This window comes from Salinicoccus siamensis (genome assembly GCF_055391965.1).
Map to the genome: position 1 here is coordinate 554,689 of NZ_AP043765.1, position 16,721 is coordinate 571,409.

Here is a 16,721-nt window from a genome sequence, read left to right on the forward strand (position 1 = left end):
AAGATAATTAAATATTTATATATAAATTATATTACAAATTTACAGGAGGAATTTTTAATGTTCTCAACTGATCGCATTACTGCCGAACTTCGCCTTGAAGAGTACAAGAAAATAGCTGAAAGCTATTCTCACCTTGCTGAAAAGGAAGAAGAGAAGGAACCACGCACTAAAAGATCAATCTTTACTAGATTTCTGACTAGAATAACTGCATAATAATACAAAAAAGGTCGTCCCTGATAAGAAGAGGGACGGCCTTTTTTGTATTCATCATGATAGATTGAGCTGCCATGTGACGCCAAACTGATCCTGTATCCAGGCGAATTGCCTCGAAAATCCGTATTCATCCAAAGGCATGTGTATGGCGCCTTTCTTTTTGAGCTTTCTGTAGTAGAGGTTGATTTCATCAGAGGACATGCATTCGATGAAGAATGACATGCTGGGAGTGAATGTGAATTCTGCAGGTGTCTGGCTGTCCATCACCATGATCAGTTGGCCCTGTATCTGGATGGCACCCTGCATCACTTTGCCGGCCATTTCAGGGGTATCTTCCCCATAGTGGGTCAGCATGCGTATGTGTGCATCCTTGAATGTTTCTTCATAGTAGCGCATGGCCGCTTCGGCACTGCCTTGGAACGTGAGGAATGGAGCGATTGATTTCATGGAAACTCTCCTTTAGTTTACTTCATTATATCAAAGGACTTGATGGTGTACATGAAACGTTTTCCATAAAGGAGTTGAAGATATAAAGGACATGGTGCAGGTGACGGTATTAGACTAGGAATAGATTGATGGATCCATGTTTTTTATTCCCTCAACCCAGAGGTTAGGAATATGGTAAAATTCTAATTGTTGAAGTTTTATAGAATATGGAGGGGAGGATATGGACAAATTGAATTTTGTTCATACATGATCATATGTTTAAAAAAGAAGAGACAATTTCCTTTTTGACAGAACTGCTGTCGATCAACAGCCCGTCGGGGTATACGAAGCATGCGGTGGACTACGTGCGTGAGACGCTTGAAGAAGTGGGCTATGATACGGAGACAACGCCGAAAGGCAATCTGATCGTCAGTGTGGCAGGTCAGGACACAAAACGCACCCGCGGGCTCAGTGCCCATATCGATACACTCGGCCTGATGGTGCGTTCAATCAATGATGACGGTACACTGTCCCTGACCAAGATCGGCGGACCGCTCACACCGACACTTGATGGTGAATACTGCGATATCATCACACGTGATGACAAAGTGTTTACAGGGACAATCCTATCCAAGTCGCCATCGATCCATGTCTACAAAGATGCAGCGACTAAAGAGCGTGATATCGATAATCTCATTGTAAAGCTGGATGAGCGTGTGAGCAGTAAAGAAGATGTAAAGGGATTGGGTATCCAGAACGGGGACATCATTGCCTATGATCCGAAAGTCGTCGTCACCGATTCAGGGTTTGTAAAATCCAGGTTCCTAGATGATAAAGCATCTGTCGCCATCCTGGTCAGTGTACTGAAGGCCCTGAAGACAGAAGATATTCTGCCTGCCACAAATCTGAAATTCATCTTCTCCACCTATGAGGAAGTCGGTCATGGGGCGTCATGGATACCAGAAGACATCACAGAACTTCTCGCAGTCGATATGGGATGCATTGGGCTGGACCTTGAATGTACAGAGTTCGATGCGTCCATCTGCGCCAAAGACTCCTCCGGCCCCTACGATTACGGTATGACTACAGATCTGATCAATCATGCAAAACGTAAGGAGCTCAACTATGCCGTTGATATTTATCCGATGTACGGCAGTGACGCATCTGCAGCCCTACGCGCCGGCGCAAACATCAAAGGTGCACTCATCGGACCAGGCGTTGCAAGCAGTCATGGCATGGAACGTACACATACGGAGGCCATAAGGAATACATTTGAGCTGATTATGGCGTATATATAAGATCAGAACTCGAAACCGATCAGGGCTTGCACAAAAGCCTTAAGCAGTACAAATCCCCCCGACCGGCACGGTCGGGGGGATTTCTTTGGAACTACGGACTTATTTTAGATGTTGAAGCATTGTGATGACTGGTGCTTCTTAAGTCTCCGCAGTCAATTCATCGAGGTGCGGATCATCGAAGATATCTTTGTCCAATGAGCCATTCGTCTGGGCGGTGATGGTGCCGGCTGTCATGGAACCACTGACGTTGAGTGCCGTTCTGCCCATGTCGATAAGCGGCTCGATGGAAATCAGGACCGCGGCAAGGGCGATCGGCAGGTTCATCGTCGACAATACAATGATGGCGGCAAATGTCGCACCACCACCGACACCAGCGATGCCGAGTGAGGCGATTACCGTAACGGCGATCAGTGTCACGATGAACTGCGCGTTGATTTCAACCCCTGCTGCCGGTGCAATCATGATGCCGAGCATTGCCGGATATACCCCGGCACAACCGTTCTGCCCAATGGATAGGCCGAAGCTGCCGGAAAAGTTCGCAACGCTCGCCGGGACACCGAGGCGTGTCCGCTGGGTCTGTATATTAAGCGGCAAGGTGCCCGCACTTGAACGTGAAGTGAAGGCGAAAATCAGAGTCTCGAGCGTCTTCTTCAAATATTGTACAGGGTTGAGTCCCGTCAAGGCAATCAGGCCAAGGTGGACCAGGTACATTGTAATGAGTGCCGCATAGGAAGCGACGACGAACACTCCCAGATCGTATATTGCGGCGAAGTCTGAAGTGGCGACGGTGGATGTCATCAATGCCAATACACCATAAGGCGTCAATGCGATGATGATTTTTACGAGCTGCATGACCCATCCATTGACGGCGATGATGCCGCTGCGTATCTTCTCACCGTTTTCCTGATCCCGGTCCATAAGGCGGATGAGGCTGACGCCCATGAATACGGCGAAAAATACAACTGCGATAGTGGAAGTCGCGCGCTCTCCTGTGAAATCAAGGAAAGGATTGGCAGGCAGCAGGGACAACAGTTGTTCTGGCAACGTCTGCCCTTCAATTTCTGACGCAGTCGATTCGAGTGCGATGGAACGGTCATTCTCTTCTTCGCCAAGGTTGAAGTTGGATGCGTCCAAATCGAAGATGAGCGCAGCAGAGACGCCGATAGTGGCAGCTATTGCTGTTGTACCGAGCAGTATCGCAATGATTTTGATGCCTGATTTAAGGAATTTCTCCTTCATATCCATTTTGGCGAATGCACCAAGTATGGAGATGAATACAAGCGGCATGACGATCATCTGGAGCAGTCTGACGAACCCGCTGCCGACAATCGCGACCCAGTCCATCGTATGGGTGATGACTATATTTTCAGTGCCATAGATGAGCTGCAGGGCGGCGCCGAATACGAGGCCGACCAACAGGCCGAGCATCACGCGATAGGAGAATTTCACTTTTCTTTGCTTCAGTATGACCAAAGCCCCGATCAGTGATAGAAATACAACAAGATTTATGATGACCAATAATAGATTCAATTGAGGGAACCCCTTTCGATATGAATAGTATCATCATAAACGAGTAATCCCTACTTGTAAAGTAGGAATTACTAAATTCTTATTGTATTAGTCGGAATTCATCAGATATAAGTGCCGTGTCGCCCGTGACGCGAGGACATAGAGGATGTGCACTGAATCTTTATAGCTTGAAGCATCCGTCAGAATCACCGTATTATATTCGAATCCCTTCGATAGATAGTACGGCAGGATGATGAACGACTGGTTATAGAGGGTATCCGTCTCCCCGAGGTTTTTAAGGTCCGGGAAATCATCCTTCAACTGTTCGAACCATGCATCCGCCGATTCCCTGGAAGGGGTGATGATGGCGACTTGAGGATGTGATGCCGACTGCAGGATGCTGCGGACGCTCGCGAGTTCATCCGTCGTCTCGACATGGTGGACGGGCGCACCGTCGATTGAGGCCGACTGTATGGAATCTGGTATGAGAGTGTTCAAGAAGGCATTGATCTGATTGGTCGAACGATATGACCGTTCAAGTGCCTTCTTGACATGATTCTTGGCGACGAGCGCATCTTTACGTCCGGGATGGATCTGCTGGTTCGGGTCGCCGAGGCTCGTGAATGTGGCATTCCTATAGAAATGGCGGAGGACATAGTACTGGATATTCGAATAGTCCTGCACTTCGTCTACAAGAACATGCTGGATTTTTCTATCGGCGCGGCCGAGCAGGCGGATGAACATATAGAGCAGTGGTGCGATATCTTCATATTTGAAATGGTTTTCCTTGATCGATTGGATCGTCGGATTGCGGAATGCCTTTTCTCCGATGGAGTTGACGTACAACTTCTCGAAGTGGACGAAGCGGTAGAGTGAAATTTGGCGATGCACAGTTTTAAGCTGGGCTTTGGCATGCTGGTGTGCCTCGTTCTTAAGTTCGTGGCGTTCACCGATGTACTGGTTGTCAGAAAGCAATGTCTCAAACCGCTCGTTCGTCAGGCTTGCCACCCTTTCCGTGTAGAGGTTCAAAAGCCGCTCGCGGATCAGCGACAGGCGGCGGCTGATCGGATGATGCCCCAACTCGTTATAGAAAAGGTGCTGTAGCTGCTCTTTTGTGAAGAAGATGCCGTCTTCACCCTTCAGTTCACGGAATTCCATGCCTGTCTCATGAAGACGGTTCATGAAGCGGTGCAGCGATTCAAAGTAGTGGAGGGAGTTCTTATAGGCATAGATGTCATGACCCTGGTCGGTCTCCCTTAACCGTCTGATGTTTTCGTAGACCGTCTCGAACCGGCGGCCGCCAAAATACGGGAAGCGGCTGATGAGGCGATAGAACGTCATGTTCTTCACATGATTCTCGCCCAGTTCAGGCAGTACATCGGAGAGGTAATCATTGAACACTTCATTGGGTGATACGAGAAGGATGTTACCGGGGTCGAGCTTGCCCTTGTGCTGATAGAGCAAAAAGGCGATCCGCTGCATCGCAAGGGAAGTCTTGCCGCTCCCCGGGGGGCCATAGACGAGGGTGTCCTGCGATAGCGGCAGGCGGATGACATCATTTTGCTCCTGCTGGATGGTGGAGACGATATTCTTCAGTTTGGACTGCGAGGAATCGGTGATCATCTGCTGCAGTATTTCATCTCCGATATACATATCGCTGTCGAACATGTTGACCAGCGTACCATCTTCTATGATGAACTGGCGGCGTTCCGTGACAGTCGCATCGATCCGGCTTCCGTCCGGGATGATATAGTCGAGTTCCCCGGTCGTATTTTCATAGAACAGGCCTGCAACAGGCGTGCGCCAGTCGTATATCAATATGTCGTCATCGCGGTCCTTGATGGTGCCGGTGCCGATGTAGAGCGGCTCCCCATCGACGACGATTTTTCCGAAGTACGGCTTCGGCAGCATCCGTCTGGTGCGTTCAAGCATTGTATGGATATAGTTGAAGTTCATCTCGGTCCTTCTGATTTCAGGCAGCATCTGGACGAATTCCATGACGTTGCCGTCAGCGAAATCAACAACGTTGGATATATTCTCGTTGATGTCCTGGCGTGTGTCGAGTATGCCTTGTGACACCGTATCCTGTCTCCTTTTCAGGTCGGCATGGAAGACCTTCAGGAAGCTGGTGATGAAGGTGAGGTGGTGCGCTTCTTCTTCAAATGATAGATTTTTCAAGAAAACCCTCCTTTATCTCGACATTCATCATATATCGGTTCGGCTTCAATTGCCAGTCTTAAAATCGTAGGTGTGCTGTGCTACAATGGAGATGTCGAATTGATTTAATTTTATAAATTAGAGGACATTGACCATGAAGAAAATTATTGTTTCAGGTTTGGTTGCAGGCATCGCGTCAGGCGTTCTGCTTTTTCTTGTATGCGCCTATGTCGAGTACAGTGCGGAGATAGAATTGATGACACTGTTGTTGAACATTGATTTCGTATATGATGGTGAACTGCATCTGTTAGTGGAGACAGCAATTCATCTCGTTGTCTCCATCGTTCTCGCGACCGTTCTGAAAGGTTTCCATATATACCGGCCGTCCCTCTACATGCCGGCTATGGTGACAGCCTGGGCTTCTACAGTAGTGCTCTACTTCATATTGCCTCAGGCGGCAGTCCAGTCCATCAATTTGGAGGGGCATATCGGGTTTTTGTTATGGGTCATTTTTCATATCGGCTTCTTTGAACTCCTGCATCTGTTTTTTAAACGTGGTATTTAATGCTTCCTCCGGAATCTGCCGGGGAAGCATTTTTATGTCCATTGATGGGTATACAGGTAACATGGATCAATAATGGAGAGGTGATGAGGATGGACAGGAGCAAGGCACAATCATTATTGGAAGAAGTGATGGCGATCCGCACACAGGTCAAAGAAGAAGGGGAGTCCCTTTTTGATAGATGGCGTACAGCATCGATGCGTCCAGAATATGAGATGAGCGCCCGCAATCTTGCCTATTATATGGCATTCAGGAAGCATGACAGGCGCACGCTCCAACACTCGCTCATACCATGGGGCGTCTCTTCCCTAGGCAGATTGGAGGCCGATGTGATGGGCACGCTTAATGCGGTCGTACGGACGCTCGGATTCATTGCCGATCGAGATGTCGGCGATATCGACTACCGGACATCTTCCTCGCTTTTGGAGCGCAACCAGGCACTGAAGGAAAATACCGCTCAGCTGTTCGGAGAAGTCGGGGAACGGGACACCCGCATACTTGTGACGATGCCTTCCCAGGCGGGAGATGATTATGGGCTTGTGCTGAGCCTGGTTGAAGCCGGTATGGATATGGCACGCATCAACTGTGCACACGACGAAGAAGATGGGTGGCTCGGCATGATTGAACATATCCAGCGTGCCGAGGAGGAGACCGGCAGACAATGCCGCATTCTGATGGATATAAGTGGACCGAAAATACGCACCAGACATCTGCTGACTTCAAAACGGAATCCGAAACTGAAGGAGGGCGAACGTTTTCTGTTATCGGTCAAGACTGCCATGACGCTGCCTAAAGGGATTGAGATTGCGCTCAATACTTCCGTCCCTGAAGTCATCAGTAAAATCGAGCGGGGCCAGAAGATCAAGATCGATGACGGGCACATTGAGGCAGTGGCGACCGATATTCTGGATGACGGGGTCATCTGTGAGGTGGAGCGGACGGTCAAAGAAGGCGGTGTCAAAGTCAAGACGGAGAAAGGCATCAATCTGCCGGATCTTGATTTCAAGCTGCCGGTCCTGACGAAGAAGGATGAGAGGGATCTTGATTTTGCTGCGCAACATGCAGATGTCATCGCGTTTTCATTCATCAAGGACGCTGGAGACATCGAAATGATAGAAGAAGCCTTGGATTCAAGACTTGAAGGCGAGCGCCGCAAACTGCCATCAGTCGCGAAGATCGAGACCCCGGAAGGCATACGGAATCTGCCTGAAATCATACAGAAAGCGGCAGGGGCCCGGCCATTCGGTGTCATGCTCGCGCGGGGGGACCTTGCGGTTGAAATCGGCTACGAGCGGCTGAGTGAAGTGCAGGAGGAGCTCCTGTGGATCTGCGAAGCGGCCCACGTCCCCGTCATATGGGCGACTCAAGTGGTGGAGTCCCTCGTCAAGACCGGTATTCCGACCCGTTCCGAAATGTCGGATGTGGTCGCCGGTTCGCGCGCCGAGTGCATCATGCTGAATAAGGGCGACTATATCGTCGAAGGGGTCGAGGTCGTCTCTGATATTCTGGAGAAGTTCGAGGACCATCATTATAAGAAAACTGCCATGCTCCGGTCGCTTGGCATCGCCCGTGACGCGTTTGAATGAATCTTTTGGGAGGGGTAATCCCCTCTCTTTATTTATGAAAACGTATTCATTGTCAGAATTAGCTGTTTTTTCTGAAAATAGAGTTTAATTTATCCAAGTTACCCCGTATACTACTTTCAAAGAGGAGTAAGGGGTGAGAGGTTATGATGGAAGAACCGATAGTTGCGACCGTCATGTTGTTTGCTTTAATCGCTTTAGGAGAAGTGATCTCCGTCTTGACGCGGGCTCGTATACCGATGTTGATGACGGCGATGCTGGGATTTTTGATTTTGACATGGATTGGTGTATTTCCGGAAAACATACTGGAATTATCAACCTTGCCGGCTTTAGGTGCGATACTCATCGGACCACTGATTGTACATATGGGAACTTTGATGCGCTTTTCGGTTCTGAAGAAGCAATGGCGTGCTGTAATAATCGCCCTTTCCGGGTTGGTCGGAGCCTTGGTGCTTATATTGGATCTTGTTACGTTGGTGTTTGACTTTGAAACTGCAGCAAGTGGCGTCGGTCCCGTTTCGGGTGGGGTCGTGGCACTTCTGATTACAAACGAGACATTGACGAATCTCGGATTATCCAGCCTGATTGTTGTACCAGTACTCGTCCAATCCTTCCAAGGGGTCATCGGGATGCCCCTTGCCACGGCTTTCATGAAACGGTATGGCCGCACATTCATGGCTGGGGAATGGGCAATGCAGGAGAAAAGTATTGGGTTTGAAGAACCTCGCGGTATTTCGCGGTTCAGTCTGATGAAGAATAACACAATCAAGCTGTTTGTCATTTTCCTGTTGGGGATGCTTGGCGTCATCATCGGCGACCTGACAGGCATCCACTATACATTGTTCTGTCTACTGTTCGGTATCCTGGCATTGAATTTCAATCTGTTGCCGAAAAGTGCGCTTGAATCCGCGAACTCGTTCAGCTTTATGATGGTGGCGCTGATATTCGTCATCATCGGCACAATGGGGGGCATCACCCCGCAGGATGTCGTCACCAACATCCCGGCGGTCGCCATGATCTTAGGGCTTGGCATCATCGGCATCATCGGTGGGGGGTTCCTTGCTTCGAAGCTTGTCGGATGGCATCCATATAAGGGTGTGCCGGTCGCATTGACTGCCTTGATCGGTTTTCCGGGGGACTATCTGATCTGCGAAGAAGTCGCCCGCAGTGAAACGAACAACATAGAAGATCAGAATAGACTATTCCAGGAGCTGGTCACGCCGATGTTGATCGGTGGATTCATCACCGTTACGACAGCGTCCATATTCATTGCCACATTCGTCATGAGTCTAATCTAAAATATTAAAGCAGGAGTGTAGATAATGAGTAAACTATTTATAAAAAATATTAATCTGATCGATGGTACAGGTTCTGAAGTAATCGAAAATGTAAATGTTCTGGTGGAAGACGGCCGGTTCAGCGCAGTCAATGCGGATGCGGAAGTGAAGGATGCGGAAATCATAGAAGGCGGTGGGCGATACATGCTGCCGGGCATGATCGATACGCATGTCCATATGATGACAGAGTTCAAGCCGATGGAAGAACGGCTGGTCACGCCATTTTCCTATAACTTCTACCAGGCAATGGGGTACTTGAAACGTACGCTTGATGCCGGTGTCACTACAGTGAGAGATGCACTCGGCAGTGACCTCGGTCTAAAGCGCGCCATAGATGATGGATTGGTGGCTGGGCCGCGCATGCAGATCAGCGTGAACGCCCTGACCATCACAGGAGGACATGGGGACGGCTACAACTATTCAGGCATCAATACAGACCTGTTCCAACCACACCCCGGCATGCCGGCAGGTATCTGTGACGGGGTGGAGGAAGTCAGGAAGAAGACGCGTGAAATGTTGAGGGCTGGGGCGGATATCATTAAAGTCCATGCCACGGGTGGTGTATCGAGCCCGACGGACCACCCGAAATTCACCCAGTTTTCACTTGAGGAGTTGAAGGTCATCGTCGAAGAGGCGAAGTTCAGGAATGGTGTGAAGGTCATGGCCCATGCCCAGGGCTTAGAAGGTGTCAGGCAATGTGTGGAAGCGGGCATCCACTCCATTGAGCACGGCATCTTCCTGGATGACGAGGTGTGTGGATTGATGAAGGACCAGGGCACCTATCTTGTCCCCACGCTGTTGGCGCCGGTTTCCGTCCTCGAGTTCGCCGAAGAGCTGGGGATGCCGAAGACAGCCATTGAAAAATCGGAGGAAGTCATTGAATACCATAAGGAAAGCTTTACACGTGCCTATAAAGCAGGCGTCAAAATCGCAATGGGCACTGATGCTGGAGTGTTCAAGCATGGCACTAACCTAAGGGAGCTCGAGCTCATGGTCGAGTGTGGCATGACACCGATGGATGCGATCGTCGCTTCGACGAAGACGGCGGCAGAGTGTATGGGATATCCGGACATCGGCCTGATCAAAGAAGACTTTGTAGCTGACTTCATCCTGGTGGAAGATAATCCGCTGGAAGACATCGGATTGCTGAAGGATAACAGCAAGGTGACGGTCGTAGCCAAAGAGGGCGTCGTCCATAAGAATATATTAAATTAGACGTAAGCCCCGGGCAATGCCCGGGGTTTCTTTCATGCCAGGAACAGGGTGGATGTTTCAACGGTCAACTGGGTATATGGGATTAAGGAAGGCGTGCTTCCATGCTGCAGACAGTATTGACGGCCGCGGTTTTATACGTGGCTACCGCCATCGATCTGATCGCAATACTGCTGATCTTTTTTGCCAGGGCAGAGACGGATAGGCAGATCAGACAAATCTATATCGGCCAGTATGTGGGTTCATTGATACTGATCATGGTCAGTCTCATCTTAGCCTATATGCTCGGTTTCATACCTGAAAAATGGATTTTGGGGCTGCTTGGACTCATACCGATATACTTCGGGGTAAAGGTCTTGCTGGCGGGTGATCCCGATGAGGCGGAGCCAACAGCGCATTTAGATAAGAAGGGGATGGACAGGTTAACAGGAAAAGTAGTGATGATCATAATCGGAAGCTGTGGCGCTGATAATACCGGGTTGTTCGTTCCATATTTTGTGACGATCGATGCAGGCGGTCTGGCTGTCTCTCTAATGGTGTTCCTCATTTTCATCTTTCTGCTGGCCTTCACTGCGCATGGCATAGCACATACCGACCTGGTTGGAGAAACAATAGAAAAGTACGGTACATGGATTATGGCGCTCATATATATTGGCCTTGGGGTATTCATCCTCTATGAAAATGAAACGGGCAGACGCTCTTTTTCTTTCTCTGGTGAAAAATATTTTCTAGCTGCATATCAATTTTGAGCAAATAAAAATTGGGTCGTTGGACATGTGGCTGAAGGAAGCATCTAAAAAGATTCAAACGATATAACGCAAGAAGGGACGGTGTGGAGCCGTCCTTTTTAAGATACTCTGCAATGGTCCTAACGATTGAGCAACGTGCCAGTCACTACATAAAAAATAATGCGAGCATTGGTCATTGCGCCGCTTATCTTTTTACCCTATCATATATATTGATTACCATAGGCAATCAAACGGGCTGTAATGGCCGGATTGGAGTAATATATGAAAAAAGCCGCAGTCATCATCAATAAAAACTCGGGTAAAAAAAAGAAACCGCCCATTGAATACCGGGTGCTCGATGCATTGAACAGTCAGGGCTATAAAGTCGACATCCACTACACGGATGGAGCGGACGCAAAGGAAATCGCGATGGCTGTATCAGATGTCGATCTGATTGTGTCAGCAGGCGGCGATGGTACGATTGGTGAAATCATCGATGGCATGGTGGAGAGTGGGTCAGATGCACCGCTTTCCATCCTGCCGGCAGGGACCGTCAACGATTACACCCGCGCACTAGGTCTGCCGCTTGACATGGATACCGCCATAAATAACCTGAGATCCCCCCAAAAGACTATAGAAGCGGATGTCATCAAGGGCAATGACCGCCATATCGCCTATTTGATCGCGCTCGGTGATTTTATGGAATCTTTCACCCGTGTAGGCTCGACCGCTAAGAATCGCTTCAGCATCTTCGCCTATCTCTATGCCGGATTACGTGCGCTCGTCACAATGAAGGCATATCGTGTGAAAATCGAAACGGAATCGGAAAAGGTGATGAGTGATTCCATATTGACGATTGTAGCGAACACCTCATCCGTCGGCAGCTTTGAAAAATTGCTGCCGCACGCAAGCATCGACGACCGCCATCTGCATATCCTCAACATCACGCCATCGCATCCGAAGGCAATCATTGAAATCATCATTGCAGCTTTCAGGGGGACGATTGCCGAGCACAAAAATGTGCATTACATGAAGGCGGAAACACTCCATCTGGATACAGACCGTCTTGAAACGATGGATATTGACGGGGACCCGCATGAATTTGAAGCGATGGATATCAGATTGCTTCAAGGATGCCTCAGAGTCAACGTGCCAGAGGCCTATGCAGAGTAGAGGCCACATACGATAGTTTGAATAAATGCTTTCCAAAGCGCAATGCACCCAAGAGGAATATGGGCTAGGAGGAGGATTATTATTGTGAAAATCAGAGAGAAACTTAAGAACATGAATTTTGAAAAGCGGAGATTACCGGTCAGTTCAAGGATCACCCAACAGACATTGATCAATATCGTGACAATCATCGTCGGATCATTCCTTTTCGCCATCGGCGTCAATACCTTCATGATCGCCGGGAATCTCGGCGAAGGGGGCGTCACTGGGCTTGCAGTCATCCTATATTATGCATTTGATATTTCACCGGCAATCTCGAACTTCCTTATGAATGCAGTCTTACTTGTAGTGGGTTTCAAATTCTTAAGCAGGCGTTCCATGTACTATACAATCGTCGTGGTCATATTGACGTCCTTATTTTTATGGCTGACCGAAGACTGGCAGATCCAGACTGACCAGATATTGATCAACACCGTTTTTGGCGGACTGTTCGTCGGTCTCGGCATCGGTCTGGTCATCCGCATCGGTGCAACCACTGCCGGTACGACGATATTGGCGCGTCTCGTCAATAAATACATGGATATCAACGTCTCCTATGCCCTGCTGTTCTTTGACCTGGTCGTCATTACAATCGGTCTGACCGTCATGACGCTCGAGCAGGTCCTCTTGACTGTCATTGCACTCTACATTGGTATGAAGGTGATGGACTTCATCATCGAGGGTATGAACCCCAAAAAAGCGATCACCATCATTTCCGACCACCCGGATCGCCTCGGAAAGATGATCAACAGTGAAATCAGGCGGGGCGTAACCATCATGGAGGGACGTGGCTTCTATACCCAAGCAGATAAGGATATATTGTATGTCATCATCAACAAGAACCAGCTGCCCCGCGTCAAGCGCCTCATCAAGCACTATGATGAGAATGCATTTGTGGTGGTGCACGACGTCAACAGCGTCCTCGGCAACTATTTCATATAAAACCAAAATCCCGCTTAAAGATAAGCGGGATTTTTTATGCTTTCTTGCGAAGGTAGATGAAGGGGACGGATCCCCCTTTTATTTCGGAAAACCCTCTGTAGGCAAGCCACGTTCCAGTAAAGGTTTTGGGCCCGCTATTTTGAAAGAACAGATAGATTTCATCAACATGTGCGACAGCTTCAAGGTAAGTATCCATCAGGGATGAAGCGATGCCCTGTGAACGGAAATCCGGGTGGACGATGAAGTCGGATATGTATTGCGTAAAAGCCCCATCTCCGGAAGAACGTAGAATACCAACCAACTGTTCATCCGCCCATGCAGTGATGAGATAATCAGATGCAGTGACTGCTTTATGGAGTTCACCGAATCGCGATTCATATCTGGATTGCCCCTTCGCCATATAGAGCTGCTCAAGGTCGTGTTGCCGTAAATTTTTATCCTGCCTTACCTCAATCATGTGCCCACCTCTTTTTAATTATAAGGATAACGTGAAAGCGCTGGACTTGCCATCGTTAATTGCAAGTGCCCGGCATGTCCCATATACTTTAGGGAGAAGTAGAATGATTCTGACAAGTTGATTTTGACGATCATCGGCATCTCACAGACATTACACCATACGGAGTGGAGGAGTGAGGAATATTAAAATAAAAGCTTTGCAGTATCAAGTGAAATTTGGCGATTTCCAAGGTAATCTCAACAAGGTGCGCGCACAGTTCGAACATGCAAAACTTGAAGAGACGGATGTCGTCGTCTTGCCTGAAATGTGGACATCGGGGTATGACCTGGAAAATATAGCGGAGCATGCCTGTCATGACCTTGAACCGGCACTATCGTTCATAGCGGAATTGGCACAGCAATATGATGTCAATATAGTAGCAGGATCCGTCGCCAACATAAAGGAAGATCCGGATAAGGTCTACAACACCGCCTTCGTCGTCGACCGTGAAGGGACGCTTGTGTATGAATACTCAAAGGTGCATCTTGTGCCGATGCTTGATGAACCCAGATACCTTGCGGCAGGAGACAGTAAAGTGGAGACGTTCATGCTCGATGGGAGCAGATGCGGTATGGTGATCTGCTATGACCTCAGATTCCCGGAGCTTTTCAGGGATCTGGCATTGAAAGGGGCTTCCATCATCTTTGTTCCAGCCGAATGGCCGATGGCACGAAGAAAGCATTGGGAAACCCTCCTGTCGGCACGGGCGATCGAAAACCAGTGCTACATCATCGGGGTGAATACGTATGGTGATATAGGAGGCCAGATTTTCGCAGGGCGATCGCTGATGGCAGATCCTTGGGGTGAAGTCATCAGCGAAGCAAAAGGGCAGGCTGAAGCTGTGGTCAGTGGACGCATCGATTCACAGGAAGTGGCACGCATCAGGCAGGCAGTCCCCATTTTTGAAAGCAGGCGGCGGGATATGTATCATTGCCTGTAGAGTACATTCTGAGAAAGGGTGGTCATGTGATTACTGAGACAGATAGAAATCATTTGAAACGGTGCGTAGAACTCGCGCGGACTGCACTGGATAAAGGGGATGCACCATTCGGTTCGCTCCTCGTATCAAAAGACGGAGAAGTGCTGTTTGAAGATCATAATAGGGTTGCCGGCGGCGATGCCACACGCCATCCGGAATTTGAAATCGCAAGATGGGCGGCTTCACATCTGAATGAGGAAGACCGCAGCAACGCGACCGTCTATACTTCAGGTGAACACTGCTCCATGTGTGCCTCGGCACACGGACTTGTCGGCCTTGGCCGCATCGTATATGCAAGCTCCACAAAGCAGCTGAAGACATGGCAACAGGAAATGGATTTGGAACCTGGACCTCTGAAACAACTGTCCATCACTGAGGTACTGCCTGACGCTGAAGTGGATGGGCCCGATGAAGCATTGTCGGAAGAAGTGCGCGAACTCCAGTTCGCTTATCATCAAAAAGCATAGCCCATGAAAAAGGTCTTCTGTGGATAACCGCAGAGGATCTTTTTGCTGACTGGCTTTTAGAAACGATGGTATTAAAATTGGCCATCAGACTTGCTGATAGACCTACAAAAACAGTATGATGGGGCAGCGGGAGGCTACGCCTGGAACTTAGTCGGGAGTGCCTTCTATAAGTGAAAAAAGCGGGGCGCAATCATATGAGCATCTGGTTTCTATTTAACTTTATATTATTGGTCTGGGCGGTCTGGAATGTTGCAGCCGGGTTCTCGTCCAATACACCATATCTACATATATTGCTTGGTTTTACAGGTTTTTTGTTGTTCCTATTCAATTGGACACGCAATGCCGTGTTCTCGACGATACGCAACATCGGCGACCGGCAGAAGAAAATCCGCCTGGCTCAATTTTCCAAGCGCATCAGGCCCTATCACCGCTACGTGGGGACGGGCGCTTTGATCATCATCCTGCTGCATGGTTTTCTGGTCATCGATCACTATACATTCGACTTGTCCAATATGAAGATATTGACTGGTTCAATCGCAGCATTCAATCTGCTGTGTCTGGTTCTCTCAGGATGGTATCGGCTGTTGATTGATCCAAGACTTAAAATCAGGAAACTTCATATCGGGCTTGGCATCTCCATGTTCGTTCTGATCATCATCCATTTCATCTTTTAGATGGCATATCCCCATCGAGGAGCATAATAGAGCAGGCTTTAGGGTATGTAAAGAATATTATGATGAAAGAGAGTGGATCAAATGTCAGAGCATAGAAAATGGACCATAGGGTATATAGCAGCCTTTGCGCTTATGCTGTTTTTTAATTACTTAAGTGCGACTAACGTAAGCGCTGTGGCAAATGACAATCAGACAATCATCCAGCCGGCCGGCTACGCCTTTTCAATATGGGGCGTCATCTACATTTTGATGCTGATATGGCTCATCCGCCTGTTTTTCGAGAAATCGTGGGAAGATTCAGTAGTTCGGAAACTTAAATTCTGGCCGATCGCCAACTTCCTGCTGAATGGCCTATGGATTGTCGTCTTCACCCAGCAATTGCTGATTGCATCAGTACTCGTCATTGGTGCAGTGTTGTTCACATTGGCCAGGATGCATGTGCTGTTGACTGAAAAAGGATACCATTGGTTTGATCGCCTACCCATTTCAGTCTATTACAGCTGGGTAACGATTGCGACGGTGGTCAACATCTTCACACTTATCGTCAGCAGCGATATTGGAACACTGTTCGGCATGGGCGAACTGCCATGGACGATTATCATCCTCGTGGCAGCCACATTGATCATTACGGCAATCGCACTCCGTTTCAAAGATTGGCTGTATCCGCTTATAGCGCTATGGCCATTCTTTGCCATATACACTAAAAATGATGGAATGTATAGAAACCTTGATGTCACCCTGCTCATTACGGGTCTGATGCTGAGTGCAGTGGCTATATTTGTGGCGGTATCGAAGTTGCTTAGGCAGAAGGCGCACTAAAAGGACCTCCCGACGTTGACCGCTCGAGAGGCGCTTTAATTTCAAGACGCAGATATATCCCACCATGTACATACCTTAATTGCATGGTGGAATCAGCAAGGCTGCAAAAA

17 protein-coding genes are annotated in these 16,721 nt (G+C 48.6%); 13 read left to right on the plus strand and 4 right to left on the minus strand.

All coding sequences use genetic code 11. From position 1 onward, the window contains the following. Nucleotides 1–57 precede the first annotated feature (57 nt). Complete coding sequence (locus tag ACZ5LF_RS02800) at nt 58–213, plus strand: hypothetical protein (RefSeq protein ID WP_380569714.1); 156 nt, start codon at nt 58–60, stop codon at nt 211–213. Nucleotides 214–267: 54 nt separating this feature from the next. Here ACZ5LF_RS02800 and ACZ5LF_RS02805 read toward each other — a convergent pair whose 3' ends face one another. After that, nucleotides 268–660, minus strand: a complete 393-nt coding sequence (locus ACZ5LF_RS02805; protein WP_380569715.1) for a VOC family protein — start codon at nt 658–660, stop codon at nt 268–270. A 254-nt stretch (nt 661–914) separates the two neighbouring features. Between ACZ5LF_RS02805 and ACZ5LF_RS02810 the strand changes: the two genes are divergently transcribed. Beyond that, complete coding sequence (locus ACZ5LF_RS02810; protein WP_380569743.1) at nt 915–1,937, plus strand: M42 family metallopeptidase; 1,023 nt, start codon at nt 915–917, stop codon at nt 1,935–1,937. Nucleotides 1,938–2,075: 138 nt separating this feature from the next. Here ACZ5LF_RS02810 and ACZ5LF_RS02815 read toward each other — a convergent pair whose 3' ends face one another. Both ACZ5LF_RS02815 and ACZ5LF_RS02820 read right to left on the minus strand, forming a co-directional pair. After that, nucleotides 2,076–3,467, minus strand: a complete 1,392-nt coding sequence (locus ACZ5LF_RS02815) for an L-cystine transporter (RefSeq protein WP_380569716.1) — start codon at nt 3,465–3,467, stop codon at nt 2,076–2,078. 87 nt (nt 3,468–3,554) lie between these two features. Beyond that, complete coding sequence (locus ACZ5LF_RS02820; RefSeq protein WP_380569717.1) at nt 3,555–5,624, minus strand: HelD family protein; 2,070 nt, start codon at nt 5,622–5,624, stop codon at nt 3,555–3,557. Nucleotides 5,625–5,757: 133 nt separating this feature from the next. On the opposite strand from ACZ5LF_RS02820, the gene ACZ5LF_RS02825 reads away from it, so the two are divergent. The 7 genes from ACZ5LF_RS02825 (at nt 5,758) to ACZ5LF_RS02855 (ending at nt 13,176) form a co-directional block, all read left to right on the plus strand. Continuing rightward, on the plus strand, nt 5,758–6,168 hold the full coding sequence (locus tag ACZ5LF_RS02825; protein WP_380569718.1) for a hypothetical protein: 411 nt from the start codon (nt 5,758–5,760) through the stop codon (nt 6,166–6,168). A gap of 89 nt (nt 6,169–6,257) precedes the next feature. Continuing rightward, entirely contained in the window at nt 6,258–7,751 is a 1,494-nt protein-coding gene (locus ACZ5LF_RS02830) for a pyruvate kinase (protein ID WP_380569719.1), read from the plus strand. Nucleotides 7,752–7,894: 143 nt separating this feature from the next. Continuing rightward, nucleotides 7,895–9,046, plus strand: coding sequence for a hypothetical protein (locus ACZ5LF_RS02835; RefSeq protein ID WP_380569720.1), 1,152 nt, complete (start codon nt 7,895–7,897; stop codon nt 9,044–9,046). Nucleotides 9,047–9,070: 24 nt separating this feature from the next. Next, nucleotides 9,071–10,300 (plus strand): metal-dependent hydrolase family protein, encoded by a 1,230-nt coding sequence (locus tag ACZ5LF_RS02840; protein WP_380569721.1) that lies wholly within the window; start codon nt 9,071–9,073, stop codon nt 10,298–10,300. A 101-nt stretch (nt 10,301–10,401) separates the two neighbouring features. Next, nucleotides 10,402–11,046 (plus strand): CadD family cadmium resistance transporter, encoded by a 645-nt coding sequence (locus ACZ5LF_RS02845; RefSeq protein WP_380569722.1) that lies wholly within the window; start codon nt 10,402–10,404, stop codon nt 11,044–11,046. A 261-nt stretch (nt 11,047–11,307) separates the two neighbouring features. Beyond that, nucleotides 11,308–12,198: a diacylglycerol/lipid kinase family protein gene (locus ACZ5LF_RS02850; RefSeq protein ID WP_380569723.1), complete on the plus strand. Its 891-nt coding sequence runs from the start codon at nt 11,308–11,310 to the stop codon at nt 12,196–12,198. 84 nt (nt 12,199–12,282) lie between these two features. Further along, complete coding sequence (locus tag ACZ5LF_RS02855) at nt 12,283–13,176, plus strand: YitT family protein (RefSeq protein ID WP_380569724.1); 894 nt, start codon at nt 12,283–12,285, stop codon at nt 13,174–13,176. 34 nt (nt 13,177–13,210) lie between these two features. Here ACZ5LF_RS02855 and ACZ5LF_RS02860 read toward each other — a convergent pair whose 3' ends face one another. Continuing rightward, nucleotides 13,211–13,633, minus strand: a complete 423-nt coding sequence (locus ACZ5LF_RS02860; RefSeq protein ID WP_380569725.1) for a GNAT family N-acetyltransferase — start codon at nt 13,631–13,633, stop codon at nt 13,211–13,213. A gap of 172 nt (nt 13,634–13,805) precedes the next feature. Between ACZ5LF_RS02860 and ACZ5LF_RS02865 the strand changes: the two genes are divergently transcribed. The 4 genes from ACZ5LF_RS02865 to ACZ5LF_RS02880 all read left to right on the plus strand — a co-directional run bounded on the left by ACZ5LF_RS02865 (nt 13,806) and on the right by ACZ5LF_RS02880 (nt 16,611). Continuing rightward, nucleotides 13,806–14,612, plus strand: coding sequence for a carbon-nitrogen family hydrolase (locus ACZ5LF_RS02865; protein ID WP_380569726.1), 807 nt, complete (start codon nt 13,806–13,808; stop codon nt 14,610–14,612). A 26-nt stretch (nt 14,613–14,638) separates the two neighbouring features. Next, on the plus strand, nt 14,639–15,118 hold the full coding sequence (locus ACZ5LF_RS02870) for a nucleoside deaminase (RefSeq protein WP_380569727.1): 480 nt from the start codon (nt 14,639–14,641) through the stop codon (nt 15,116–15,118). Nucleotides 15,119–15,312: 194 nt separating this feature from the next. Then, the gene (locus tag ACZ5LF_RS02875; RefSeq protein WP_380569728.1) at nt 15,313–15,792 is read left to right on the plus strand and encodes a PH domain-containing protein; all 480 of its coding nucleotides are present in this window, start codon (nt 15,313–15,315) and stop codon (nt 15,790–15,792) included. A gap of 81 nt (nt 15,793–15,873) precedes the next feature. Further along, nucleotides 15,874–16,611: a tryptophan-rich sensory protein gene (locus ACZ5LF_RS02880; RefSeq protein ID WP_380569729.1), complete on the plus strand. Its 738-nt coding sequence runs from the start codon at nt 15,874–15,876 to the stop codon at nt 16,609–16,611. Nucleotides 16,612–16,721 lie beyond the last annotated feature (110 nt).